Raw genomic sequence first — 25,584 nt, 5'->3', positions numbered from 1 at the left:
GCGCTCAGCGCTGGCACCGATAACAGAAGACGGTAATCCTCGCGTCGATCGAGTGGGTCCCGGCCAAGATGGTGCCGCAGCGTTTGCACGGTTCGCCCTCCCGATCGTAGACGTCAAGCTTTCCCTGGAAACTACCCGGTTCACCCGTGCCGGTGCGATAGTCCCGAATCGTGGTGCCGCTGGCGTTGATGGCGTTGCCCAAGATCCGGACAATGTGGTGATGGAGCAGGTGGTATTCTCGTGGCATGACGGTGTTGGCCGGCCGCGACGGATCGATCCCGGCCGAAAAAAGCGCTTCGTTGGCGTAGATGTTCCCGACCCCGGCCAGGTGTTTTTGGTCCATGAGGACCTTCTTGACGGCCGCCTTCGACCGGCCGAGGGCAAGGCCGAGCACGGCGGGGGTAAAGCCCGGGTCGAGGGGTTCCGGCCCGATGGCGGCCGAGAACCGGTCCCAGCCGTCTTGGGTCACCCATCGGATGGTGCCCAGGCGCCGGACGTCGTGGTAGATGAAGGTCCGGCCGTCGTCGAGGATCACCTTGAGGACCCCATAGCGCACGTCTGCCGGAGCGAGGCGGCGTTTGACGAACATCGAACCGGTCATCCCGGGTTGGATGATCAGCCGCCGCCGGTCGGTGACGATGACCGCGTTTTTCGCCCGCCGCTCGAGCCGGAGGACGCGGGCTCCGGTCAGTCCGGCGATCAACGCCCGGCTGGTCACCCCCGACAGGATATCGGTGTGGGTCAGGGCGGCGCTCTGGAAGACACGCCCGGCGAGGACCGGTGTCATGTCCCGGACCATGGTTTCGACTTCAGGTAGCTCAGGCATTGGGCATGGCGAAGCCCAAATCTAATGGGTTGGCGGCGTCCGGTTCCGGCGGCGTGAGGCGGAGCGTGGCTGGTCCGGGCTCGCCGGGCACGAAGTACAGGGAGGTTTCGTCGCCGTACCGGGACGGAAGCACCTTGAGCAGGTTCTGCTGGTCATCGAACAGCTCGAAGAAGATCCGATTGGCAATACTGAGCGTGGCGGCGGTGGCGGCCATCGGATACTCCACCAGATACCACCACATCTTGTCTTCTTGGCCGGCGGCGGCAATCCGGCCGGCTAGCGGACGGCCGTCGGCCGACACCAGGAGTTTCCGGCCGAGGTAGGCCATGGCGAGTGAATCGGCGACGGGCCTGGCCTCGACATCGACCGTATCACGCTCATGATGCCGGGCGAGGGCCCGTGACAGATCGTCGGTGAACATCCGGAGCCGGATGGTGACCGTGGTCCTTTCGATCGTGACTCGGCCATAACTCACGTGGAGGTCATGCCGCGCCGGGGACGGGGCGAAGAACATCAAGGCGAGGGCGGCCCCGGTGGAAGTCACGGTACCCTCATGAAAGACGCTCCGCGATCATCGCCGCCGACCAAGCGATGGTCAGGGTCCCGATGGCGAGTTGCCAGGTGCGGCGGTCGAGCAATCGGTCGACCACGACAGATGTGAGCGTCAGTACCGTTGCGACGACCAGGAGTTGGGCGGCTTCGAGGCCCAGGTTGAACCAAAGGAGAGGTGGGAGGATCGACTCCCCGCTGCCGAGCAGGCTCCGGAGGTAGGTCGCGAATCCGAGTCCGTGGATCAGACCAAAGCCGAGCGGGAGCAAATACGTGCTCGCTCCGAGGCGGGCCGGCCGGGGTTCGGTGCCCTGGCGCCGGTTTCGGCTCATGACCAGCAGTGCCGTGACCAGAATGGTGACCGGGATCAGTACTTCGACCACTTGGGAATCGACCCGAACCACATCGAGTGCGGCGAGGGCCAGGGTCAACGAGTGGCCCAGTGTGAAACCGGTTACCAGCACCACCACCGATCGCCACTCTCGTCAGACGAACGGGATCGCCATGATGGTCAAGTACAGCAGGTGATCGACGGCGCCGAGGTTGAGAATGTGACGGAGGCCGAGGCGGAGATAGAGGGCGAAGTCGGAGCCGATGTTCATCGCCGCTCGGCGGCGGCCGGGATCGGGCGGAACGTCATCAGTCGGACCCCCCGCCGTTTGGTGAGTTCCTTCTCGAGCCGCTGGGCCGTGCGTTCGAGTGGGATCCGCCGGTCGCGCACTCGCTCGATCGGGCCGAACCGATCGACCTGGAGTTGGTACTGAACGACGGCCTCCCGGACCTCGGATTCGAAATCCAACTCGGTGGGGCCGCCGACCAGCACATCCACCCAAGCCCGCTCACCAGGGGGCAAGACCAGGCAATGTTCGAGTGCGGTTACCCCAACTGATCCAACCCAGACTTCGTTGCTCATGGCCTTACGATCGCCGCGCGGCCTCGCGCCAGCCGATGTCGGGTCGGTACTGTTTGCCGTCGAACTGAATTCGTTCCGCGGCGCCCCGGCTCACGGCTTGGGCTTGCTCGAAGGTCCGGGCCACGCCGGTCACCGCGAGAACCCGGCCCCCGTTGACCCGCACAGTTCCGTCCCCCGCCAGGACGGTACCGGCGTGAAACACCAGGGCGCCGGGCGGCAGGTCGGCGGGGATCTCGATTCGGGCCCCTTTCTCGGGGCGGTCCGGGTACCCCTTGGCGGCCAGGACGGTCGTGACGGCGGCATCGGAGCTGACCGTTAGGCGCGGCAGGGGGCCCCCCGTGGCGCAGGCGTGGAGAGCCTCGAACAGTCCGTCAGTAACTCGTGGGAGAATGACCTGGGTTTCGGGGTCGCCGAACCGGCAGTTGAACTCGACCACGGATGGATGGCCACCGGCGTCGATCATCAGGCCGGCGTACAGCACCCCGCTGAACGGAGCCCCCCGCCGGGCCATTTCGGCCAAGGTCGGCTCCAACACCCGGGCCCGGACTCGCTCGAGCAATTCCGGGGTTTCGAGCGAGACCGGGCTGTAGGCACCCATTCCGCCGGTATTCGGTCCGCGGTCGCCCGCCAGCAGGCGTTTGTGGTCCTGGGCCGTTGGCAGGATCCGAATGTCCGTACCGTTGGTGAGGGCGAGCAGTGATAACTCTTCGCCTTCGAGGAACGACTCGATGACGACGACCTGCCCGGCGTCGCCGAAGATCCGGTCCTCGAGCATTTCCCGCGCGGCGGTCTTGGCCTCGGCGCGGGTCAGGCAGACCACCGCTCCTTTGCCGGCGGCGAGCCCGCTGGCCTTGACCACCAACGGCTCGGCGTGGCGGTCGATGTACGCGATCGCGCCGGCCATGTCGCCAAACGTCATGCTCGCCGCGGTCGGCACCCCGGCGGCGTTCATGACATCCTTGGCCCAGGCCTTCGACGCCTCAATCTGAGCCGCCGCTGCGCTCGGTCCGAAGACCAGGAGGCCCCGGTGCCGGAGTTGGTCGGCCAGCCCGAGGGCCAGGGGTCCCTCCGGGCCAATGATGACGAGGTTGATCTGCTCCCGCACAGCGAACCCGAGCAGATCCCCGATCGCCTCGGCGGGGATCGGGATGTTCGTGGCGAGGCCGCCGGTGCCGGCGTTCCCTGGGCTGCAGAAGATGGTGGCGGTGGGCTGGTCTCTGGTCAGCGCCCAGACGAGCGCGTGTTCCCGCCCACCGCTCCCGACGACGAGGATCTTCACGCGCTGGTGCGGGCCTTGTTGAACGCGTCCTTCGCGGCCTGGGCCGCCCGCTTGGCGGCATCGGCCACGTGTCCGACCACTTCCTTGCCCGCCTCAGAGTAGTAGTTCTTGGCCGCCCCGAAGTCGTCACCCACCGACCGGTCCTTCGACTCCTGGCCCCGGCGGGTGTATTCGCCGCGGAGAATCCGTTCGTAGTCGCCCGAGGTCATCCATTGCTGGATCTCGGCGGCCCGGACGGTGTTCATCGGGTGACTCAGCCCCAAGGTATTGAGGACCTTGTAGAGGATGTCCATACCCTCGTGGGTATTGGCATACTCGTTGGCTTGGGCCATGAACTCGTTCAGATCCATCTGACCGGAGTCAAGCGCCTTCCGGTATCCACCCGCCATCTTCATGAACAGTTGCTGGGAAGCCATGATGTTCTGGCCGCCTAACAGGCCGGCCCGGTCGGCCGAGAGCTCCGATTTCCGCGACCACTCGAGGACCGCGAGCTTGATCGGCAATAGGGCAATCCCGGCCAAGAACGGCAATGCCGAGAGGCTGACCATGAACAGAATCGCGGCAATGGTGTGATAGAGGGCGTGTCCGCTGACCACATGCCCCATTTCATGGGCGATCAGGACCCGAAGCTCCTCGTCATCGAGCAGCTCCAAGGCCGCCGAGTGGAGCACGATGAACGGGTCGTCCACGCCGTAGGCCCCCGCGTTGAACACCGGGGTTTGGGACACGAACATTTCGGGGGTCCGGTCGCAGTCGAACGTGGCGCATACTTCGATCAGCAGCTGGTGCGCCCGAGGGAACTGCTTCGGCCCAACCCGGACCGAGTTTCCCTGGAACAGGAGCCGAATTCCCCGTTCGCCCCCCATGATCCCAATGACCTTGCGAACCACATCGTCAAAACCGGGAATGGCCCGCATGCCTTGAAGGGCGGCCCGGTCGGCCGGGTGCTCCCAGGAAACGGGCGCAATTTGGGGGAAAGCCACTCGGGGGCGAGCTGCCGGAAGGCCAGTCATGGAGTACTCTCGGTCGTTTTAGGTGGCGACCATACGAATATGGGGGGCCAGGAGTTGCAGTTCTAGTGCCGAACGCCGAGTGCCGAGCTACAACCCCAACCAGTAGTTGAGCCTCACGAGGAGAACGTTCTTGGCGGGGCTCCGGAACAGGTCGCCGAGACGCTCCCCGAAGCGGAAGCGGCCATCGGCGTCGGAGCCGCTCCGGCCGTGTTGCCAGACCAGGAACAGGGTCGAGCCGAGGCTGTACTCCCAGCGAATGACCAAGTTGGAGCGGAACGAGAGGGAGGGGAAATCCAGGTTGTCCGCGGTGAGGTCCCGGGTTCCGTTACCGTCCACGTCGATCCGGACGGCACCGTTCGGGTCGCGGGAGGCCCGGTTGGGTCCCAAAGCCTCGAGCCGGTCGGCGAAGCGGTCGGCCCGGGGGGCGATGACCCGCTTGAAGGTGTCCCAGATGCCGCTGGCGTGGGGCGACGTCACGGGCTACCCTTTCCTGGTCCCCCAGCAAACCAAGGTAACCATGACCGTCTCCGCCCTCGATTCGGTGGCCGATGCCCTCCGCGATCAGGTAATCGCCTGGCGCCGCCACCTGCATCGCCATCCCGAGCTGTCGTTTCACGAGACTGAAACATCCCGTTTCGTCGAGGAGGCCCTCCGATCGTTCGGGGGACTCGAGATCTCCCGGCCGACCGCCACCAGCGTGATGGCCCGGCTCGTCACCGGCCGGCCCGGCCCAACCCTGGCGTTCCGCGCCGACATGGACGCGCTCCCGATTCAGGAGGAGAACCGGCACGAATTCGTCTCCACCACCCCCGGCGTGATGCACGCGTGTGGCCACGACGGTCATACAGCAGTGCTGCTCGGCGTGGCCAAGATTCTCACCGGGCGCCGCGACGCCCTGAATGGCGAACTCCGGTTTCTGTTCCAGCACGCCGAGGAGGTTTTGCCGGGCGGGGCCCAATCGATGGTCGATGCCGGCGTGATGGACGGGGTCGACCTCGTCATCGGCCAACATGTGTGGGCCACCCTCGAGCACGGACAGATCGGGGTTAAGGAAGGCCCGATGATGGCGGCCCCCGATACGTTTTTCGTGACCGTTCGGGGCCGAGGCGGGCATGCGGCCAAGCCGAACGAAACGATCGATCCAATTCCGGTGGCGGCGCAGATCGTGATGGCGTTCCAGACCATCGTGTCCCGCGTGGTCGATCCGATCGAACCGGCCGTGCTGAGTGTGACCCAGTTCCATGCCGGCACTACCCACAACGTGATTCCCGAAGAAGCCAAGCTGGTCGGCACGGTTCGCACCTTCGACACGGCGCTCCGGGCCCAGATCCCAAGGGACATGGAACGAATCGTCAAAGGCATCACCGAGGCCCACGGAGCGGAGTACGAATTTGCCTGGCAGGACGGTTATCGCCCGGTCATCAACGACCCGAAGGTCACGGCCCGGGTCGCCGCGGTGGCGAAGGGCTTGTTTGGCGAGGAGCGGGTGGTGACCCTGCCGCCCAATATGGGCGGGGAGGATTTTTCCGCGTTTCTCGAAAAGGCCCCCGGGACCTTCTTCTATACCGGCGGCGGCAATGTGGCCCGGGGCATCGTCTATCCCCATCATCACCCCCGCTTCGATATCGACGAAACCAGCCTCGATCAGTCGCTCCGGCTATTCGTTGCGGTGGCGCTCGACGTGCTCGGATGAGGGCCTATCGCCTGCTGCCGCTGATCCCGGCGGTGGCGCTGATCGGGAGCGGCTGGTTTGCCAACCGGCTCGAGCCCCGCATCCTCGGATTGCCGTTCCTGCTGGCGTGGATCGTGTTCTGGGTCGTGGCTACCAGTGGCATCATGTGGCTCGTCTATCGCTTCGATAACCGGTCGACCGGGGCGTGAACGCCTCCCTGGTGGTGATCGGCGCCACCTTCGCGCTGGCGTTCGGTCTGGGCCTTCGGGCCCGGCGGGGCAAGGCCATGAACCTGGCCCAGTGGGCGGTCGGCGGCCGGGCCTTCGGCGCGGTGCTGATGTTCCTGCTCCTGGCCGGCGAGATCTACACGACGTTCACCTTTCTTGGCGCGAGCGGATGGGCGTACGGCCGCGGGGCCCCGGCCTTCTATATCCTCTGTTACGGCGCGCTGGCGTACATCACCAGCTATTGGATCGCACCGGCGGTGTGGCGGTATGCCCGGAATCACGACTTAGTGTCGCAGCCCGACTTCTTCGTCCACAAGTATCGGAGCCCGCTGTTTGGGACCCTGGTCGCGATCGTCGGCGTCATCGCGATGATTCCCTATCTGGTCCTCCAACTCAAAGGCCTGGGCCTCATCGTGAGCGAGGCCTCGTACGGGGCCGTGTCGTCCACGGCGGCGATTTGGCTCGGGGTCATCGGCGTCGTGGCCTACGTGATGGTGTCGGGTATTCACGCCTCGGCCTGGACCGCCGTCGTCAAGGACATTCTGATTCTGGGGGTGGCGATCTTCCTCGGGCTCTACCTCCCGACCACGCTGCACGGGGGCATCGGGCCGATGTTCGATCAGATCGAGGCGGCCCAACCCGGGTTTCTGACCCTCCCTACCACTGGCCAAAGTGCCTCATGGTTTGCGAGCACCGTGGTCGTGACCGCGCTCGGCTTCTATATGTGGCCCCATACCTTCGGATCGATCTACTCAGCCAAGAGCGCCGACACCTTTCGAAAAAACGCGATCGTGATGCCGCTCTATCAACTGGTGATGCTGTTCATTTTCTTCGTCGGCTTTGCGGCCTTGCTCACCGTACCGGGTCTGACCGGAACCGACGCGGACCTGGCACTCCTTCGGGTCAGCGTCCGGACCTTTGATCCGTGGCTGGTTGGCGTCATTGGGGCCGCCGGTGTGCTCACCGCGCTGGTACCCGGGTCGATGATCTTGATGGCCGCATCGACCGTCCTGGCCAAGAACGTCGTGTATGGGGGGGGCGGCGCCGATGACCCCAGGATTGCGCGGTTGGCAAAGGGTTTGGTTCCGGTCGTCGCGGCTGCCGCCCTGTGGTTCACGTTCCAAGGCGGCAACAGTATCGTCGCCTTGCTGCTGATGGGCTATTCGCTGGTGACCCAGCTGTTCCCGTCGCTGATCTGCTCGTTGTTGCCCCGGAATCCGCTGACCACCGCGGGCGCCATGGCGGGGCTCGTCGCGGGTGAACTCACCGTGGCGTGGGTCACCCTTGGCCAGGTCAAGGTGGCGACGCTGCTGCCTGGAGCATCGACCTGGGTTCAAGACCTCAATGTCGGATTCATCGCCCTGCTGGTGAACCTGCTGGTGGCCGGCGCCGTGACCCTGGTGACTCGTCGAGGAGACTCGGTATGAGCACGCGCTTGATGATCGTTGCAGCAGCCTCAGTCGGCGCCGCTTGTGCCCGATCCGCACCGGCCCCCTCGGTTCCCACCACCCGAGGGCCCGCGGTCTTTCCAACCGGAGACTGGGAGCGATTGGCTGACCCGGTGGCAGCGGGATGGAGCGCCGCGGGGCTCGACACGGTTCGAGCCACGGTGGGACGGATGAACACCACGGCGATGCTGGTGGTCGAAGGCGGCCGGGTGGTGCTCGGCTACGGCGACCTCACCACCCAGAGTTACATCGCTTCGGTTCGGAAGAGTGTACTCTCGATGCTATATGGCATCGACCAGGCCCGGGGCCGGGTCGACACCAGCCAGACGCTGGCGCAACTCGGGATCGACGATCGCGGCGGGCTTTTGTCGACCGAGCGCGAAGCCACGGTCCAGGATCTCCTCAGCGCCCGGTCCGGGGTCTTTCACGAGGCCTCATACTCCGGGGACGACCTTGCCCAAGCTCCGCCCCGCGGTTCGAAGCGGCACGGCAGCTTCTTTCTCTACAGTAATTGGGATTTCAACGCCCTCGGTACGATTTACGAGCGTCAGACTGGGCGGAACCTCTACGATGCGGTCGAAGCGGATCTGGCTCGCCCGCTCGGGATGCAGGATTGGCGTCGGGATCTGCAACGAAAAGAGGGCGACACCACTCGATCGATCCATCCGGCGTATCCGATGTGGTTTTCGACCCGTGACATGGCGCGGATCGGCTACCTGATGCTCAGGGGTGGCAACTGGGCGGGGACTCAACTCGTTCCGGCGGATTGGGTGCGGGCCAGTACTGGGGCGGTCACCCGGGTCGCCGACATGCAACCGGCCGTCAACCGGCGGGGCCGGTTCGGGTACGGCTACCTCTGGTGGCCGTTCGACGGCGCCTGGAACAGCGGTCCCTACGAAGACGCCTATTCCGGAATCGGCGCGGTGGGCCAGTACCTCACCGTGATTCCGAAGCTGGATTTGGTCGTCGCCCACAAGACGATGCCGCGGCCCGGCAACGCCGGGGTACCGCATGCCCAATACTGGGCGTTGCTCGACCGGGTCGTCGCGGCCAGAACCGGCGCTCTGCCCCAGCCTGCCGGCCGGAACGTTCCGCCGTACGACGTCCTGGTCCGTGGCGGAACCGTGGTCGACGGCTCCGGAGCCACCGGGTATCGCGCCGATGTGGCGGTGGTCGGCACTCGGATTGTCCGGGTGGAACGAGGTGGTCTCGATCCGGCCGACGCCACCCGAGTCATCGATGCGACGGGGCTCACGGTGGCGCCCGGGTTCATCGATCTTCACACCCATCTCGAACCGTTGTTGCGATTGCCAGCCGCCGAGAGCCATGTCCGTCAGGGCGTCACGCTTGCGTTAGGCGGACCGGACGGCGACGGGCCGTTTCCGCTCGGCCCCTATCTCGACACCGCCGATCGGGCCGGCCTTGGGATCAATGTCGCCTATCTGGTTGGGCACAACACGATCCGGCGGACGGTCATGGCCACCGACAACCGAGCCCCGACCGCGGCCGAGTTGGCCCGGATGGAAGCTATGGTGGCCGAGGCCATGGGCCAGGGTGCGTTCGGGATCAGCACCGGGCTTCGGTATGTGCCGGGCGTCTACTCGAAGACGGATGAAGTGATCGCGCTGTCGAAGGTCGCCGCGGCGCAGGGCGGGATCTACACCTCACACCTCCGGGAGGAGGGCGTTGGGCTGGTCGACGGCGTGGCGGAGGCCCTTGAGATTGGGCGCCAGGCCAAGGTCCCGGTGGTGCTTACCCATCATAAGGCGGTCGGCCGCCACGGTTGGGGTAAAAGCGTCGTCACCCTTACCATGGTTGATTCCGCCAGGCGGGCGGGTACCGATGTGATGATCGATCAGTATCCCTACACCGCGAGCTATACCGGGCTCGATGTCATGGTGCCGCCGTGGGCGTTGGCCGGTGGCTCGGAGGCCCTCCGCGGCCGGTTGGCCGTTCCGGCCCTCCGCGACAGCATTCGCCGCGGGGTCCTCGATTTGATCTTGAATGACCGCGGCGGGGCCGATCTCAAGCGAGTGCAGTTCTCGCGGGTCGGCTGGGATCCGTCGTTGCAGGGGAAAACGTTGGCCGACTGGGCGGTCCGGCGCGGGCTGCCCGCGACGCCAGAAACCGGGGTCGATCTCGTTCTCGAAGGGGTTTTGAAGGGCGGGGCGGGCATGGTGTTTCACGTGATCGACGAGGCCGACGTCCGCCGGATTATGGCCCATCCCCAGACCATGATCGCGAGTGACGGCGAGCTCACGAAGTTCGGCGAGGGCGTGGTCCATCCCAGAAACTACGGGACCTTTCCGCGGGTACTCGGGCGCTATGTACGGGAGGAACGGGTCGTCTCGCTCGAGCAGGCCGTCAACAAAATGACGGGGATGCCGGCCGCCCGCCTCGGATTGACGGATCGAGGGTGTGTTCGGGTGGGTTGCATCGCGGATCTCACGGCGTTCGATGCGACTCGGGTCGGTGAGATCGGAACCTTCACCGACCCCCATCACTACCCGGTCGGGATTCCGTGGGTGTTCGTCAACGGGGAGGCCGTGGTGGCGAACGGGGTCATGACCGCGGCCCGGCCCGGCCGGGTGGTTCGTCGGCCGCGGTAGGTTCGCTGATCGGTGCCTGAGTGTGGCGGATTGGTGCGATTGCAGCAAATCGGGTTACCGCTTTAGAGAGGTAGCCCCGAACTTGGGCGATGCCGAGTTGCCAAAACCCCGCCGCCGAGCCGACCTTAATGGCCATGCCGATCACATTGCCCGCGTATTTCGTCGACGACTTGGGGCATTTCCCGGACGACGGGAACCATTACGAACTGCTGGACGGGGCTTTGCTGGTGAGCCCCGGCGCGGAACTACTTCACCAAGTGGTGACGGGACGGTTGTTCACCGTCCTGTCGGAGTTTCTGTGATCCTGGCCCGAGTTGCTCATCGCGAGTCCTGGGGCCGTCGTGCGCCGCCCGAAGACCCGGTTGGAACCCGACATCCTGGTCTTTCGCTCGCCGCTGGTTGGGGCCAAGTGGGAATCGGTCCAGGAGCACTTGCTGGCGGTGGAAACCACCAGCCGTTCGACGGTGGTCCACGACCGCGATTTCAAGCGCCCGGCTTATCTTGACCTCGGTGTGGGTGAGGTATGGCGGGTGGATCTCGATCAAGAGGCCATCCTGGTTTCCCGGTTGGGAGAACCGCCGGACCTCGCCCATCGTGACCGGCTGCTGTGGGCCCCGCGGGGCTTCGATCGAACCCTCCCGATCGAAATCGGGCCGCTCTTCCGTGGTCTTGCCTAACGCTAAGCGACCATTACGCCATAGCCTGGGCCAGATCCTCGATCAGGTCTTCGGGTTCCTCGATCCCGACCGAGAGTCGCACCAAGCTGTCCGTGAGGCCCATGGCCTGGCGCATCGCTACCGGCACCGAGGCGTGGGTTTGCGAGGCGGGGTGTCCGATCAAACTTTCCACCCCGCCGAGCGACTCCGCCAGGGCAAAGATCTTGGTGCCGTCGAGGATCTTCCGGGCCAAATCGAGGTGCCCGACATCAAAGGAAATCATCCCCCCGAACCCCTTCATCTGGCGCTTGGCGAGCTCGTGCTGCGGGTGTGACGCGAGTCCCGGGTAGTAGATCTTCTGGATCTTCTTCTGAGTCGTGAGCCACTCCGCCACTTTTCGGCCGCTGGCATCGTGCTGCTTCATCCGAAGCGGCAGCGTCTTGACTCCACGGAGTGCCAGCCAGCAGTCCATCGGGCCCGGGACCGCGCCGGCCGCGTTCTGCAAGAACCCGATCCGCTCCGCCAGATCCTCCCGGTTGGTCACCATGATGCCGCCCACCATGTCGCTATGGCCATTCAGGTACTTGGTGGTCGAATGCATGACCAAATCGGCGCCGAGCGACAGGGGTTGCTGGAAGATCGGGCTCGCGAACGTGTTGTCGACGGCGAACAAAACGCCATGGGCCTGGCAGATGTCCCCAATGGCTTGGAGATCGGCCAGAAACATCATCGGGTTGGTCGGGGTCTCGCAGTACACCATCCGGGTGGTCTTGGTCAGGGCCTTGACCACGGTTTCGGGATTCCGCATGTCGACGAACGAGAACGAGAGGCCGAGCTGCTCGTAGACCCTGACCATCAGGCGCATGCTGCCGCCGTAGACGTTGTCGCCGCAGACGATGTGATCGCCGGCCTTCAGAAGCTTCAGCATCGTGTCGAGGGTGGCCAGGCCGGAGGCGAAGGCAAACCCGAAATCGGCCCCCTCCAGGCTTGCGACGTTCCGCTCCAGCGCCTCCCGGGTCGGGTTCTGGGTTCGGCCGTATTCATACCCTTTGTGCTCGCCGAGAGCGATTTGCTTGTAGGTCGAGGTCTGGTAGATCGGGGGCATGATCGCCCCGGCCAGCAGGTCGTCGATCCGGCCGGCATGGACGGCCCGGGTCCCGGGCCGGTGGCTTTTGTCGTCCTGGCGAATCCGAGTCATGGCTTTTGGATGTAGGAGGTTCCGGAAACTAACCCCCGGACGACTTTGCCGGAAGTTGGAATTGAAGAAGTTGTTCCAGGCTAATAGCTTACGGTGACAATGACGGAATCTCTCGGTCTGCCGGCTCGGCCCGCCGACGCCTCCCGGGCCCTGGTGGTCGACGATGACCAGCAGGTGCGACGGTCGTTGTGCCGGGTGCTCAAGGCCATCGGGATCAGCCCGACCGAGGCCATGGTCGAACTCCAGCGGTGTGCCGGCCTTCAATTCGATCCCGATGTGGTGGCCGCGTTTCAGCGGGCCTTTCCCGACGTCAGCAAACTCCCGATTGAAATCTCATGACCTCTTCGACGCTGATGGTGTCGGTTTCCGGAATGCGCGGCATCGTCGGAACCGATCTGACCCCCGAATTGATTGCCCGGCACGCGGCGGCCCTGGGGGCCTGGGCCAAGGGTAACGGCGGTCCTCTGGTGGTCCTGGGCCGGGATGGCCGAACCAGCGGGGCCATGTTCACCCATGCCGCCGTGGCCGGGCTGATGTCGGTCGGGGTCGATGTCATCGACCTCGGCATCGTCCCAACTCCGACCGTGCAGATGGCGGTGGAGCATCACCATGCTGGAGCGGGGCTGATCATTACCGCGAGCCACAATCCCGTGGCCTGGAACGCCCTCAAGTTCGTCGGGCCCGACGGGATCTTTCTCGACGCCGCCGCCGGGGGGGCGGTCCGCGCCATGGCAGAGCAGGGCGTGCCCCGCGGCGGGTGGGACGGGGTCGGCAAGCTCCGGTTCGATCCTGAAGCCACATCCCGGCACCTGGACCGAATCCTGGCGCTGCCGTGGATCGACCTGGAGCGGATTCGGGCCCGCCGGTTTCACGTGGCGCTGGATTGCGTTCGCGGCGCCGGCGGCGCGGTCATTCCGGGGCTACTCGAACGGCTCGGGTGCCAAGTCTCGGCCATCAACCTCGAAACCGACGGCCGCTTCCCGCGGGAGCCGGAGCCGATTCCCGAGAACTTGGGCGACCTGGGCCTGTTGGTCCGGCAAACCGGAGCCGATATCGGGCTGGCGGTTGATCCTGACGTCGACCGGCTCGCCGTGGTTGACGAACTGGGCCACCCGATTGGAGAGGACTACACCCTGGCGTGGGCGGTCCGGTGTGTGCTCGGCACTCGGCGCTCGGCACTCGGCGCTCGGCCTGGGGATGAGCCGGTGGTCGTTGCGAACCTGTCAACGTCGTTGGTGGTCGAAGATGCGGCGCGCGATGGGGGCGGCCGGTTCGTGCGGGCGCCGGTGGGGGAGGCGAACGTTGCTGCCTCCATTAAGGCTGAGCGGGCCTTGATTGGGGGCGAGGGAAACGGCGGAGTCATCTTGCCCGAACTTCATGTTGGACGGGACGCGCCGCTCGGTGTGGCGTTGATCTTGCAATATTTGGCAGTAACGGGTCAAAGCCCCAGTGAGATCGTCGCCGGGGCGCCCCGTTACCATATTGTGAAGTCTAAGTCACTGCTCGGAGCCAACTTAGACGCACTTTACGTGGCGCTCCGGACCCGGTTTGCCGGGGTGGCGGCGGACACCCGGGACGGACTTCGGCTTTCCTGGCCCGATCGTTGGGTTCATGTCCGGCCGTCCGGGACGGAGCCGATCATCCGGTACATCGCCGAGGCGCCCACCGAGGCGCTGGCGAAGGAACTCATCGCAACGTGTCAGGATCTGGCATAACCTATGTGTGGAATCGTTGGATACGTCGGGCCCAGGCAGGCCACCACCATCCTACTCGACAGCCTCAAACGGATGGAGTACCGGGGGTATGACTCCTCCGGGATCGCGATTCTGAATGGGAACGGCATCAAGGTTCGGAAAGCCGCCGGGAAACTCGGCGTCTTAGTCGATGCCCTCGAAACCGATATGCCCGAGGGGACGGTCGGTGTCGGGCACATCCGTTGGGCCACCCACGGCGCCCCAACGACCCCCAACGCTCACCCCCATTTGGACCAGACCGGCCGGATCGCCGTCATTCACAATGGGATCATCGAAAACGCCGGCACGATCCGCAAAGCCCTCGAGATGCGCGGTCACACCTTCAAGTCGGAAACCGACACGGAGGTGCTGGCCCATCTGATCGGCGAGTACTATGAAGGCAATCTCGAAGAAGCCGTGGCTTCGGCACTCTGGGACGTCCAAGGCGCCTACGGCATTGCGGTGATCTCGGCCGATGAGCCTGGTACGCTGATCGCCGCTCGTCACGGGTCCCCGTTGTTGGTCGGGGTGGGTGACAGGGAGTATTTCGTGGCGTCGGATGCGTCCGCCATTTTGGAGCACACCCGGTCGGTGGTGTACCTCGACGACGGCGAGATGGTGGTGCTGCAGCGGGATGGCTACCGGGTCCGCAATTTGACCAAGACTCACGTCGACAAGCCGGTCAATCAGATCGAGTGGGACCTGGCGACGATCGAACGGGGCGGGTTTGCCCACTTCATGCTCAAGGAAATCTTCGAGCAACCGGAGAGCCTCACCAACACCCTCCGAGGCCATTTGCTCGAGGAGGAAGGCACCGCCCGGCTGCGGGGCCTCAATTTGTCCGACGAGGAACTGAAGCGCTTCGACCGGATCATCATTACCGCGTGCGGCACCTCATGGCACGCGGGCTTGATCGGCGAGTACATCATCGAAGAACTGGCCCGGATCCCGGTCGAAGTCGAATACGCGTCTGAGTTCCGGTACCGGAACCCGGTGCTCGATGATCGGTGCCTCGTCATCGCGATTTCCCAGTCCGGCGAAACCGCCGATACTCTGGCCGCCATCCGCGAGGGAAAACGGCGAGGCGGGCGAACCATTGGCCTCGTCAACGTCGTTGGTTCGACGATTGCCCGGGAAGTCGACGGAGGCTTGTACCTCCGGGCCGGTCCGGAAATCGGGGTGGCCAGCACCAAGGCGTTCAACAGCCAGGTTGCCGCTTTGGCCATGTTTGCGCTGCGGCTGGCCCGGCTCAAGAACCTGAGCGTCCTCCAAGGCCGGGAGTTCATCCATGCCTTGAACCGGTTGCCCGAACAAATCCGCCAGGTCCTCAGCCGGTCGGGCGACATCGAACGGCTGGCCGAGAAGTATCACGGCGCTACCAACTGCCTCTATCTGGGCCGGGGAGTGAATTTTCCCGTGGCGCTCGAAGGAGCGCTCAAACTCAAAGAAATCTCCTACATCCACGCCGAAGGCTACCCGGCGGCGGAAATGAAGCACGGACCGATCGCCTTGATCGACGAGAACATGCCCGTCGTGTTCGTCGCCCCGACCGACGGGGTCTACTCCAAGATCGTCTCTAACATCGAAGAAGTGAAAGCCCGCAAGGGACGGGTCATCGCCTTGGTAACCGAGGGTGATGTCGAGATCGCGAAACTCGCCGAGGAAACCTTCTCCCTCCCGGCCACCCATGACCTCCTGACGCCGATTCTGGCCAGCGTCCCGCTGCAGTTGTTCAGCTACTACGTGGCGGTGCGGCGGGGGTGTAACGTGGATCAGCCTCGGAATTTGGCGAAGAGTGTGACGGTGGAATAGGGCTCGGCACTCGGCGCTCGGCACTCGGGGATTGTGCGCTGGGCCACAGTGATGGGGTGGGGGTGGAGACTAGGATTGCAGGCCCGGCGGTGGTCGGGCCTTCTTCTTTAGGAGATGGCTGATGAGAATGTCTGTCGACCTCTGCTTGGTGAGCGCCTAGAACCGACCGCAGTTGCCTGTCATACTGCCAGTCGGTCATTTGCTTGCCTCCGAACCGGTTTCCAAACTTTCCAACAACTGAAATCTTGCGACTGCTTCAGTCTGGAAGGCCGGGCTCTTCAACCTGTACTTCCTGGGTGGCATCGGGCTCCTGTTCGTCGGGTTTGCACCGGCCATCGTGGCGGTGTTTACCCGCGATGCCGAGGTGGCGGGGTATGCCGTCACGGCGCTTCGGGTCGTCAGCCTGGGCTTTCCGTTCTACGCCTACGGCATGGTACTGTCGAGTGCGTTCAACGGCGCTGGTGACACTCGAACCCCGACGGTCATCAACGTATTCTGCTTGTGGCTCCTCGAGATTCCTCTGGCTTATGTTCTGGCCCGGCCGATCGGCTGGGGGCCGGAGGGGGCGTTCACTGCGATCGCGGTGGCGTTTTCCAGTCTGGCGCTGGTGAGTGCGGTCCTGTTCCGGCGGGGAGGCTGGAAGAGGAAACTGGTGTAGATTCGAGACCTTCTCTCGGGGGGCATCATGGTCGGAGCCTGGGCATGACGGGCGGGGCGGCGCGATCCTACCGGTTCGACGCGACGCTCGGTGACCGGGTATTCGATTTGCTCGAGGTCGTGTTTCCGGGTGTCGGGGCCGGTCGGGCCAATGGCGCGGCGTTCGGAGCGGCATGGGAATCCGTGTCGACCCCGTTCGTCGCCGAGCGCTCGGGACGGATCGTTGCGCATGTCGGCTTGATGCCGATGCCGCTCCACGCGCGGGGCCGGACCCTCCGGTGCGGCGGGGTTCACGGCGTGGCCACCGATCCTGACCATCGGCGCCGCGGTTATTTCCGGCGCCTGATGGAAGAACTGCTGGTCGATGGGTCCGCTCGTTTCGACACCCTGATCCTCACCACCGCTCATCGCGAGTACTTCGAACCGTTCGGTTTTCGAGTGGTGCCGGAGTCGGTGTTTCGGTACCGGAGCCCGGTCGGGGGCCGAGAGCCGAGCCGAGTTCTCGATCTTGCCCGCCCCGAGGATTCCACGCGGATGCATGGGCTCTTGGATGAACGGACGCCGGTCTCGGATGTTCTCGGGGTTGGTCCCGAGAAGGGGTGCTGGGCTTTCTACGAGTATCGGAGCCCGATCCGATTCCTGCCTGACGCCGATGTGGCGGTCATCGCGGAGCTGACCGGCCAGACGCTCCGGCTCTACGATGTGATCGGCCGCTCGATGCCATCGATCGAGCGGATTGTGGCGGCGTTCCCGGGGCCGGTCTCGGAGGTCGTGGCCTACCTAGCGCCCGACCGGCTCGGCGGGGCCTTCCTTCCTGAATCCCATGATCGATTGGGCGGCCCTGAGGCGCTGGAGCCGGGCACTCCCGACCTGGTGTTCATGGTCCGGGGGCCGTTTCCCGCCGAGGGCTGGCCGCTGATGCTGCCCCGACCGGGCCGATGCTGAACCCGGGGTATTCCGGTGACGCCGGTCACCGTCGCGGGGTATCGGTATCGTGGCGGGGCCAAGCGATGCGCAAGTGATCCGCCGGGTGCTCGCGGGCGACCGGGAGATGTACGCCCAGTTGGTCGATCGGTATCGAGACCGCTTGGGCCGATACGCCCTCCGGATGCTCGGCGAGCGGGCGGATGCGGAGGCTGCGGTCCAGGAGACGTTCGTGCGGGCGTACCGATCCCTCAGCCGCTGTGACCCTGACAACTTTGGGGCCTGGGTGTACGGGATCCTGGTCAATCGGTGTCGCACCAATGGCAGCTTGGCTCTTGGCGCGTCGTGGGTCGTCCCCTCGGGCAACCGGGTTGAGCGAACCGAGTTCTGGGCGGTGGGCGTGGTGGTCGTGCCCGGCGTCACGAATTGACGAGAATCAGCTTGCCAAGGACCTGACGGCCGGCCATTCTGGCGTAGGCCTCCGGCAGCCGTTCCATCGGGAGCACCCGATCGAGCGCCGGCTTGATTGTTCCTTTCGCGTACCACTGGCTCAATTCGGCCACCGCGTCGCGGCTCCGTCCGGGTTCGCGCCGGACAAAATCACCCCAGAATACTCCGACCAGATCGGCCCCCTTGAGCAGCGCCAAGTTCAGTGGCAACGAGGGGATGATCCCCTGGGCAAATCCAATGACCAGAAACCGGCCCCGCCACGCCAGCGACCGGAAGGCCGGCTCGGCGAGATCGCCGCCGACCGGGTCGTAGACGATATCGACGCCGCGGCCCTCGGTCAGTGCCTTGATCCGGTCGCGGAGGTTTTCCCGGCTGTAGCAAATCACGGCGTCGGCACCTAACGACAGGCAAAACGCGGCCTTCTCGTCGGACGAGACGGCGGCAATGACCCGGGCCCCGGCGGCCTTGGCGATCTGGATCGCCGCGGTCCCGACGCCGCCGGCCGCGCCGAGCACGAGCACGGTCTCGCCGGCGCAAAGGCGGCCCCGGTCGAGCAGGGCATGGTGCGAGGTGCCATAGGTCAGGGCAAATGCGGCGGCCTCCTCGAAGGAGAACCCGGCGGGCTTCGGAATCAGGCCTTCGGCCCGGGCAACGGCATGAGTCGCAAACCCGCCGGTGTTGCCGACGACGATCACCTCATCGCCCGGCCGAGCGGTCTCGACCCCGGGACCGACCGCCTCGACCACACCGGAGAACTCCGAACCCGGGACGAAGGGCAACGGCGGTTTGAATTGGTACTTGTTTTCGATGATCAACGCGTCGGGAAAGTTGAGACTGGCCGCTCGGACGGCGACCCGAACCTCACCAGTTTGGGGTTCGGGCGTCGGGAGGTCCTTCCATTGCAGGGCCGCCACCCCGGTCAGTGTTTCGCAAAGCCATGCTCGCATATCCGATGGTCCTCGAGGTCGGAGTCGCCAGGCCCTTGGGCGGCCGGCGAAAAGTGTGATTCTTCCCGCCGGGATGCTAGGGGCCCATATTCCAAGGATGACGAAATCTTTCCTGCAGGTGTCCGCCCTCGTGGTCGCACTGGTTCTCCCGGTGGCGGCCCAGACAACCGCGATCCGGAACGTATCGGTGGTCGACGTCGAAACCGGCCGTCTGATCTCGGGGCAGACGGTCGTGATCACCGGCAACCGAATCAGCCGGATGGGGCCGGCGAGCGGCGTGGTCGTCGAGTCGGCGGCCCGGACCATTGACGGAACCGGCAAGTTCCTCATCCCAGGCCTTTGGGATATGCACGTCCACGCCGCAACACCGTGGTTCGGCGCCTACTTCATGCCGCTCCTGGTGGCTCATGGTGTGACCGGCGTCCGGGAGATGTTCAGCACGACGACGGCTGTGGACATCTGGCGGAAACGGATTGCGTCTGGCGAGTCGGTTGGACCCCGGGTGGGTCAGTTCGGAAGTCTGGTTGACGGGACGCCTCCGATCTGGCCGGGGTCGGTCGTCGCGAGCACCGCCGACGATGGCCGCCGGATCGTCGATTCCCTGAAGGCCGCGGGGGTCGAGTTCGTCAAGGTCTACAGTCGGCTCAGTCCGGAAACGTTCCGGGCCATCGCAGCTCGTTCGAAGGAGACGAGGATTTCGTTCGCGGGACACATTCCGAACCTCGTGTCTGCCCGGGAGGCCGCCAGTCTTGGCCAGCGCACGGTCGAGCACCTGACCCAGGTGCTGCTGGCCTGTTCGACCCGGGAGGATGAGTTCCTCGACCAGTCGCGGCGGGCCGTCGCATCGGCCAAAGGGTGGGACTCGGCCGGGGTAGTTTCACGAGGCCGGGTCGAGGCGTTGGTGGCGAGCTACGACGCCAGGCGCTGCGAGCAGGTGGCGGACGCGTTCAAAGCCGCCGGGACGGTCATGGTCCCGACGACCACGGTGCTCCGATCGATTGCCAACCTCGACGATCCGACGCTCGGTGCGGATCCGCGGCTCAAGTACATCCCCGCGTTCATGAAGGACGGCTGGGATCCCAAGAAGGACTTCCGGTTCAGCATGCTGAAGCCGGCCGACTGGGCTCTTCGCAAAGTGCTCCATGCCCGGGAACTCGAGGTGCTCCGGTTGCTCCAGCGGCGGGGGGTCAAGATCCTGGCGGGCACCGACCTAGCCAATCCCTTCATCTTTGCCGGGGCCTCCCTCCACGACGAGCTTGGCCTGTTGGTCTCGATCGGGATGACGCCGCTCCAAGCGCTCCAAAGCGCCACCATCGAGCCGGCGCGGTTCCTCGGTCTGGCCGATTCGTTAGGTAGCGTCGGCACCGGCCGGGTGGCCGATCTGGTCCTGTTGTCGGCCAATCCGCTGATCGCGATCGGCAACGTCGCCAAGATCGATGTGGTCATTGCCAACGGCCGGGTGTTCGACGCGGCGGCCCGGCAGGCGCTGCTCAAGGCGGCCGAGGCCCTGGCGGCCCGACCCCCGTCATGAGGGTCCTGCTACAGCGGGTAGCGCGAGCCCGGGTGACGATCGAGGGCCGGGAGGTTGGAGCGGTCGACCGGGGGTTCTGCCTCTTGGTTGGCTTCACGCACTCCGACACGGCCGCCGAGTCGGCCTGGATGGCGGAGAAGATCATCGGGCTTCGGTTGTTTCCCGACGGCGAAGGCAAGATGAACCTCGGCCTGACGGAGGTCGGGGGCGGCCTGCTGGTGGTGTCCCAGTTCACCCTCTATGGCGACGCGGCCAAGGGGCGGCGTCCGTCGTTCATCGACGCCTCGAGGCCGGACCATGCGATCCCGCTTTACGAGTACTTTTGCGGCGAGCTCCGAAGCCGGGGCGTGGCCGTGGCCACCGGACAATTCGGCGCCGAGATGCAGGTGGAGATTCACAACGACGGGCCGGTGACGCTGATGCTGGAACGGAACCATGACTGAGGCGCCGCTCGTGCTGGCGTCGAAATCACCCCGCCGGAAACAGTTGCTCGAAATGCTCGGAATCCCGGTGATCATCTCGGCCAGCGACGTGCAGGAGATCCCGCTGCCCCAGGAGGCGCCCGCGGCCTATTCGCGCCGCCTGGCCCGTGACAAAGCGCGGGCGGCGCCGGGCGAGTTCGTGTTAGGCGCCGATACCATCGTGGTGATCGACGGGGCCATTCTCGAAAAACCGGCGGATGCCGCCGACGCGGTCCGGATGCTGGAGCGGCTCCAGGGCAACCGGCACGAGGTGATCACCTCGGTGTGTCTGGTGGCCCGGGGCCGCGAGTACGAAGCGGCGGACGTCACGGCGGTGTATTTCCGGCCGGCCACTCGCGAGTGGCTGGCATCCTACGTGGCCACCGGCGAACCGATGGACAAGGCCGGAGCGTACGGCATTCAGGGGTATGGCGCCGCGTTGGTGGATCGGATCGAGGGCGATTTCTTCAGCGTGATGGGGTTGCCGGTCCGAAAAGTGCTCGACCTGCTGGAGCAGGCCGGCCGGCCGTACCGGTTTACAGGCTGAACACCACCACCCGGTTCTGCCGGTGCTTGAGTTCGATGTCGGGCAGACGGGTCAGGATGGGCCGAGTGGTGAGCTGTTGGACGAACGGTTCCGCCAGCCGGATTTCGCCGGGGGCGGCGTCGTCGCAGAGCCGGGAGGCGACGTTCACGGCATCGCCGATGACGCTGTACTCGAGCCGGCGTTCGCTCCCCAAATAGCCGGCGAACACATCGCCGTAGTTGATCCCGATGCCGATCGACAAGGGCACCTGTCCCGCGGCTTCCCACCGGGCGTTGAGCTGCCCCATCCGTCGCTGCATGGCGACAGCGGCCTCCAGGGCCCGGTCGGCATCGCCGGGGCCGGCGAGGGGGGCTCCCCACACGGCCATGATGGCATCGCCGATGAACTTGTCGAGCGTTCCGCCATGGTCGAACACGATATCGACCATTTCGCTGAAATACTCCGTCAGGAGCGACCCTAACGTTTCGGGCGCCATCGTTTCGGCCATGGCGGTGAAGCCGCGGATGTCGCTGAACAGCACGGTCACCGCCCGGCGTTCGCCGGCCAAGCCGATGACCCCCTTCTCCTTGGCGATCCGGAGCGCCACTTCGGGCGCAAAAAACCGCTCGAAGTTGGCCCGGACCTGGGCGTCGCGGCGCATCGTCTCGGCATACGCGAGCTTGCTCAAGCTCACGGCCGCGAGGCCGCCGAAGGCGTACAGCATCGAGGCCTCGTCCTCCCGGAACGGGCGGGTGGCCGTCAAGGTATCGACGTACAGCACGCCGAGGCATTGGTCCTTCGAGGCCATCAAGGGCGTGCAGATCGCGCCCCGGACGCTCTGCAGCATGACCGACCCGCTCCGAAACCGCTCGTCGTCGACCGCGCTTTCGGTCAGGATCGGCGCCCGGTCCAGCACCGCCCGCATGGCGATCGATCGGGGTACCCGGGTGCCGGTGCCGTTGTCGAGCCGGGTTTTGGAATTGGCCGGGATCAACTCGCCGGAGGCCTCGTCGATCAGGAGCAGGGCCACCCGGTCGACCGGCAACAAGTCGAAGGTGAGATCGACGATGGCCGTGGTCAGGCGTTCGGGATCGATCTCGCCCGAGAGCCGTTTAGCGAGGTCGAGGATCCGGGCCAGTTGGGCGGACTCGAGATTGGTGTCGGGGGTCGCGCCTAACGTGACTTTCCGGACGATCGCTCCCTCGGGCGGAAGATCGGCGGGCGGTTCCGGTATGTCATGGTCGGCGTGGAGCCGGAACGCCACTTTGCCGAACACGATCGTGTCACCCGACATCGCCTGGCCAACCGGCGTCCGGGTCCCATTGATGCTGGTGCCGTTCGAACTCCCCAGATCGCGGATGGCAACGCCCAACGGGGTGGCGGTCAGCTCGGCATGCCGGCGCGACACGGTCACATCGGCAATGACCCGGTCGGTGTCGGGTGCGCGGCCCACGACGACCGGGCCCTCGGCCCCGACCACGATTTCCTGGGGGTGGCCGATGCCCTGGAGCCGCCAGGTCATTGGGGGGCCTTGGGTGCCGAGACCACATAGCGCCCCGGGCCGGGAATCGTCGCTGCCACCAGATCGGAGCCAGGCCGGCTGGTCAGGAGGAACACGATCCGGCCGTCCGCCGTTGCCTGCGCGAGATAGAGGGCTCGCTCGAAGCCGAGGTCACTGCCGTACCGGTCGCGGGCCCCGGCGGGGGCGATGAAGTGGATCGCGTAGCTGACCGTGAGCGACATCCCGGCCGGTAGCGGTCCGGTCGACTCGAGGTCGATGCCGTAGAGACCGGGGCGGGGGCGAACCGTGATCCGGATCGAGTCGGTGCGGGCGCTGTCGGGCGGGATAGCAATCCGGGCGAACAGGCTGTTGTCTGGTGCCCCGCGCCGGACCAGGATGATCCGGCCTCGGCGCGGCGGGATGACGACGACGGTGTCGTCCGGGGAGGTGCCGCCTGATTCCAGGATGAACGCCTCGCTGCTTCCGGCCGCCGCGGGGGGCGGGGGCGCCGCATCCCGCGGTGAAACGCCCGGAGGGACGTTCTGGGGCCCTCCGCACCCAACCGCCAGTAGCGCGGCCAGCGCCAGCTGGCGGACTATGTTTCCCCCATCATGAGGATGTGGTTTGTTCTGCTGGCGCTCCTCGGCGTCAGCACCGCCGCCGCGCAGGAATGGAACGACCCGGCCACCCAGCACCTGGTCCGGCGGGCCATTGCCGAGCGGGCCGTGGCGGCCGCCGATTCGACCCTGATTTCCTACCGCGCGCGGGCCCATGGTGTCGTGTTGTTTCTCGCCGAGATCGGGTTCGTGGTCGGGATGCCGCCGAGAGTACTCAAGGCGGACGAACTCGACGTGGAAGTGTATTGGGAAAGGCCGGATCGGAGCAAGCAGGTGATTCGGGCTTGGCGGGACTCGACGTTCTTCCCAGTCGACCTCGCCTATCATCGCGATCACCTCGGGATCGTGTCCAACGACTTTGGACCGATGATTCGGATCGGGGAGGGCGACGAGGTGGCGGACGTGGTCCATCCGCTTGCGCCGGGCGGATCCGCGCTCTATGACTACCGGATCACCGACACGGTGGCCATCGCTCGACCCGCCGGCCGGGTGGTCGTGGCTACGCTCGAGTTCCGCCCCAAAGACCGCCGCCAACCGCTGGCGGTCGGGACCCTCGACCTCGATTTGGCCCGGGCTCAAGTGGTGCGGTCGAGTCTGTCGTTTACGCCGGCCGCCTATCGGGATGCCGACCTCGAGGATATTGCCGTTCGGCTGGAACGCTCCCTGGTGGAGGGCCGCTACTGGCTGCCGTATGCGCAAGAGATCGAGATCCGGCGCCGGTCGGCGGCAGTCGACTTTCCAGTGCGGGGCATCATTCGCGGCCGATGGCAGATCGACGACGTCCAACTCAACGACTCGGCGGCGGTGGTGGTGGCCTGGGCCGGGCCGGCCATCGGCGGGTTGACCAGGCCGGGCGGGGGCCCGTGGACCGGTCCGATGCTTCGCCCGGTCGACTCGGCGGCGAGCTGGCGGTCGGAGCAGGTGTTGGGCGAGGTCCGGGCCGCGGCCGGTCGGGCCCTCGGTCGCCGAATGGTCAGCGGACTCCCGGCTTGGCGGCTGTCGGTGACCCGGGTCAGCGACATTTTGCGCATTAATCGGGTAGAGGGCCTCCGGATCGGGGCCGGTCTGGCTTGGCAAACCGAATCGGTGGGCCGGGTGGCTCTGATGGGCGGAGTGGCCACGATTGACGGCCGGGTGACGGGGCGGATCGAGATTGCCCGTTCAATCGGCGGCCTCCCGATCCGGGTCGCGGCCGAGCGGTCGGTGGTCGATATGGCCGACAGCCCCGCGGCCAGCACCTTGGTCAATTCCCTGGCGGCTCAGGAGGCGGGGCGGGACTGGGGAGACTACCTGCTCCGGGACCGGATCGGCATCGAAACGGCCTGGCAGGTCGGGCCGACGACCCGCCTGGTGGCCGAAATCGGGCGGGATTGGGCCGGTTCGCTCGAGGCGGTGGCTCGACCGGCCCGCGGAACCTATCGGGCCAATCCGGCCCTCGGCGGCCCGGCGTACAGCTTCGGCCACCTGACTGTCTCGGCCAGCCGATTCGGAGCCGCCGGGTTGGGCTTTTCGGTGGCGGCCCGAGGTGAAGTTGGCCTCGGGTCGGGTGACTTCGGCCGGGTTTCGGTCGACGGCCGGTGGGCAAGTCGGGTGGGTGGTGGAACCCTTGGTCTCTCGGCCACGGCCGGAATCGGGACCCCAAAATTACCCCGCCGGCGTTCGTTCGTTCTTGGGGGGCCGGGCACCTTGCCGGGCGAGGCGTTCCGGGCCTTCGGGGGGCGCCGGATGGTGCTGGTCGCGGCGGACTGGCTGGTGGCCGTGCCGGGGCCGTCGATTCCCCTGGGTCCCTTTGGCCGAACCGCGCCTCGAATGGCGATTGGCCCGATGATCGCTATCGGGAGTGCCGGCGGACCGGTGGCCGGGGTCCCCTGGGTTGGGTCTTTGGGCCTCCGGCCAATACTTGGGGTGGCACTCGAGGCCTTCGAACGGGTCCTCCGGCTGGAGGTGGGTCGAGGTCTTCGGGCCCAGTCAGGCTGGTCGTTTTCGGTCGACTTCACCCGGTCTTGGTGGTCTATCATCTAGCAGGGATTGGGGT

26 protein-coding genes are annotated in these 25,584 nt (G+C 65.8%); 15 read left to right on the top strand and 11 right to left on the bottom strand.

Annotation, left to right across the window (positions count from 1 at the left end):
- Positions 1-4: 4 nt before the first annotated feature.
- From mutM to EXR94_01545, 7 genes are all read right to left on the bottom strand, one after another.
- On the bottom strand, positions 5-826 hold the full coding sequence (gene mutM, locus EXR94_01575; GenBank protein MSR01418.1) for a bifunctional DNA-formamidopyrimidine glycosylase/DNA-(apurinic or apyrimidinic site) lyase: 822 nt from the start codon (positions 824-826) through the stop codon (positions 5-7).
- Positions 819-1,370: a hypothetical protein gene (locus EXR94_01570; GenBank protein MSR01417.1), complete on the bottom strand. Its 552-nt coding sequence runs from the start codon at positions 1,368-1,370 to the stop codon at positions 819-821. The genes mutM and EXR94_01570 overlap by 8 nt, the downstream gene beginning before the upstream one ends.
- Before the next feature lie 7 nt (positions 1,371-1,377).
- The gene (locus EXR94_01565; protein MSR01416.1) at positions 1,378-1,845 is read right to left on the bottom strand and encodes a HupE/UreJ family protein; all 468 of its coding nucleotides are present in this window, start codon (positions 1,843-1,845) and stop codon (positions 1,378-1,380) included.
- 128 nt (positions 1,846-1,973) lie between these two features.
- On the bottom strand, positions 1,974-2,288 hold the full coding sequence (locus EXR94_01560; protein MSR01415.1) for a hypothetical protein: 315 nt from the start codon (positions 2,286-2,288) through the stop codon (positions 1,974-1,976).
- 4 nt (positions 2,289-2,292) lie between these two features.
- Positions 2,293-3,567 carry a phosphoribosylamine--glycine ligase gene (purD, locus tag EXR94_01555; protein ID MSR01414.1) on the bottom strand — a complete coding sequence of 425 codons (1,275 nt, stop codon included), beginning with the start codon at positions 3,565-3,567 and terminating at the stop codon, positions 2,293-2,295.
- Positions 3,564-4,580: a M48 family peptidase gene (locus EXR94_01550; GenBank protein MSR01413.1), complete on the bottom strand. Its 1,017-nt coding sequence runs from the start codon at positions 4,578-4,580 to the stop codon at positions 3,564-3,566. Before EXR94_01550 ends, purD begins: the two co-directional genes overlap by 4 nt.
- Before the next feature lie 87 nt (positions 4,581-4,667).
- Positions 4,668-5,057 (bottom strand): hypothetical protein, encoded by a 390-nt coding sequence (locus EXR94_01545; protein MSR01412.1) that lies wholly within the window; start codon positions 5,055-5,057, stop codon positions 4,668-4,670.
- A 40-nt stretch (positions 5,058-5,097) separates the two neighbouring features.
- On the opposite strand from EXR94_01545, the gene EXR94_01540 reads away from it, so the two are divergent.
- The 5 genes from EXR94_01540 (at position 5,098) to EXR94_01520 (ending at position 11,213) form a co-directional block, all read left to right on the top strand.
- Positions 5,098-6,273 carry an amidohydrolase gene (locus tag EXR94_01540; protein ID MSR01411.1) on the top strand — a complete coding sequence of 392 codons (1,176 nt, stop codon included), beginning with the start codon at positions 5,098-5,100 and terminating at the stop codon, positions 6,271-6,273.
- Entirely contained in the window at positions 6,270-6,461 is a 192-nt protein-coding gene (locus EXR94_01535) for a DUF3311 domain-containing protein (protein ID MSR01410.1), read from the top strand. Before EXR94_01540 ends, EXR94_01535 begins: the two co-directional genes overlap by 4 nt.
- Positions 6,458-7,906 carry a sodium:solute symporter family protein gene (locus tag EXR94_01530; protein MSR01409.1) on the top strand — a complete coding sequence of 483 codons (1,449 nt, stop codon included), beginning with the start codon at positions 6,458-6,460 and terminating at the stop codon, positions 7,904-7,906. The genes EXR94_01535 and EXR94_01530 overlap by 4 nt, the downstream gene beginning before the upstream one ends.
- Positions 7,903-10,536 carry a hypothetical protein gene (locus tag EXR94_01525; protein ID MSR01408.1) on the top strand — a complete coding sequence of 878 codons (2,634 nt, stop codon included), beginning with the start codon at positions 7,903-7,905 and terminating at the stop codon, positions 10,534-10,536. Before EXR94_01530 ends, EXR94_01525 begins: the two co-directional genes overlap by 4 nt.
- Positions 10,537-10,850: 314 nt before the next feature.
- Positions 10,851-11,213 carry a Uma2 family endonuclease gene (locus tag EXR94_01520; GenBank protein ID MSR01407.1) on the top strand — a complete coding sequence of 121 codons (363 nt, stop codon included), beginning with the start codon at positions 10,851-10,853 and terminating at the stop codon, positions 11,211-11,213.
- 13 nt (positions 11,214-11,226) lie between these two features.
- Here EXR94_01520 and EXR94_01515 read toward each other — a convergent pair whose 3' ends face one another.
- Positions 11,227-12,390 (bottom strand): PLP-dependent transferase, encoded by a 1,164-nt coding sequence (locus EXR94_01515; GenBank protein ID MSR01406.1) that lies wholly within the window; start codon positions 12,388-12,390, stop codon positions 11,227-11,229.
- A 99-nt stretch (positions 12,391-12,489) separates the two neighbouring features.
- Between EXR94_01515 and EXR94_01510 the strand changes: the two genes are divergently transcribed.
- The 6 genes from EXR94_01510 to EXR94_01485 all read left to right on the top strand — a co-directional run bounded on the left by EXR94_01510 (position 12,490) and on the right by EXR94_01485 (position 17,946).
- A complete protein-coding gene (locus EXR94_01510) occupies positions 12,490-12,729 on the top strand; it encodes a hypothetical protein (protein MSR01405.1) in 240 nt (79 codons plus the stop codon).
- A complete protein-coding gene (glmM, locus tag EXR94_01505; GenBank protein ID MSR01404.1) occupies positions 12,726-14,105 on the top strand; it encodes a phosphoglucosamine mutase in 1,380 nt (459 codons plus the stop codon). The genes EXR94_01510 and glmM overlap by 4 nt, the downstream gene beginning before the upstream one ends.
- Positions 14,106-14,108: 3 nt before the next feature.
- Positions 14,109-15,935, top strand: coding sequence for a glutamine--fructose-6-phosphate transaminase (isomerizing) (gene glmS / locus EXR94_01500; protein ID MSR01403.1), 1,827 nt, complete (start codon positions 14,109-14,111; stop codon positions 15,933-15,935).
- 283 nt (positions 15,936-16,218) lie between these two features.
- Complete coding sequence (locus tag EXR94_01495; protein MSR01402.1) at positions 16,219-16,593, top strand: hypothetical protein; 375 nt, start codon at positions 16,219-16,221, stop codon at positions 16,591-16,593.
- 44 nt (positions 16,594-16,637) lie between these two features.
- On the top strand, positions 16,638-17,537 hold the full coding sequence (locus EXR94_01490; GenBank protein MSR01401.1) for a GNAT family N-acetyltransferase: 900 nt from the start codon (positions 16,638-16,640) through the stop codon (positions 17,535-17,537).
- 106 nt (positions 17,538-17,643) lie between these two features.
- Positions 17,644-17,946: a hypothetical protein gene (locus EXR94_01485; GenBank protein MSR01400.1), complete on the top strand. Its 303-nt coding sequence runs from the start codon at positions 17,644-17,646 to the stop codon at positions 17,944-17,946.
- On the opposite strand, the gene EXR94_01480 is transcribed toward EXR94_01485, so the two are convergent.
- Complete coding sequence (locus EXR94_01480) at positions 17,936-18,913, bottom strand: NADPH:quinone oxidoreductase family protein (GenBank protein MSR01399.1); 978 nt, start codon at positions 18,911-18,913, stop codon at positions 17,936-17,938. The genes EXR94_01485 and EXR94_01480 overlap by 11 nt on opposite strands.
- Before the next feature lie 55 nt (positions 18,914-18,968).
- Between EXR94_01480 and EXR94_01475 the strand changes: the two genes are divergently transcribed.
- From EXR94_01475 to EXR94_01465, 3 genes are read left to right on the top strand one after another with little or no spacing between them, the layout of a single operon-like run.
- Complete coding sequence (locus EXR94_01475; protein MSR01398.1) at positions 18,969-20,444, top strand: hypothetical protein; 1,476 nt, start codon at positions 18,969-18,971, stop codon at positions 20,442-20,444.
- Complete coding sequence (locus tag EXR94_01470; GenBank protein MSR01397.1) at positions 20,441-20,887, top strand: D-tyrosyl-tRNA(Tyr) deacylase; 447 nt, start codon at positions 20,441-20,443, stop codon at positions 20,885-20,887. The genes EXR94_01475 and EXR94_01470 overlap by 4 nt, the downstream gene beginning before the upstream one ends.
- A complete protein-coding gene (locus tag EXR94_01465) occupies positions 20,880-21,452 on the top strand; it encodes a septum formation inhibitor Maf (GenBank protein ID MSR01396.1) in 573 nt (190 codons plus the stop codon). The genes EXR94_01470 and EXR94_01465 overlap by 8 nt, the downstream gene beginning before the upstream one ends.
- Here EXR94_01465 and EXR94_01460 read toward each other — a convergent pair.
- On the bottom strand, positions 21,442-22,953 hold the full coding sequence (locus EXR94_01460) for an FHA domain-containing protein (protein MSR01395.1): 1,512 nt from the start codon (positions 22,951-22,953) through the stop codon (positions 21,442-21,444). The two genes, EXR94_01465 and EXR94_01460, sit on opposite strands and share 11 nt — an antisense overlap.
- Positions 22,950-23,627 carry a hypothetical protein gene (locus tag EXR94_01455; protein ID MSR01394.1) on the bottom strand — a complete coding sequence of 226 codons (678 nt, stop codon included), beginning with the start codon at positions 23,625-23,627 and terminating at the stop codon, positions 22,950-22,952. The genes EXR94_01460 and EXR94_01455 overlap by 4 nt, the downstream gene beginning before the upstream one ends.
- Between EXR94_01455 and EXR94_01450 the strand changes: the two genes are divergently transcribed.
- The gene (locus EXR94_01450; protein ID MSR01393.1) at positions 23,544-25,571 is read left to right on the top strand and encodes a hypothetical protein; all 2,028 of its coding nucleotides are present in this window, start codon (positions 23,544-23,546) and stop codon (positions 25,569-25,571) included. The two genes, EXR94_01455 and EXR94_01450, sit on opposite strands and share 84 nt — an antisense overlap.
- Positions 25,572-25,584 lie beyond the last annotated feature (13 nt).

The organism is Gemmatimonadota bacterium (assembly GCA_009692115.1).
Classification (GTDB): Bacteria; Gemmatimonadota; Gemmatimonadetes; order Gemmatimonadales; family GWC2-71-9; genus SHZU01.
This window is presented reverse-complemented; position numbering and strand designations above follow the sequence as displayed.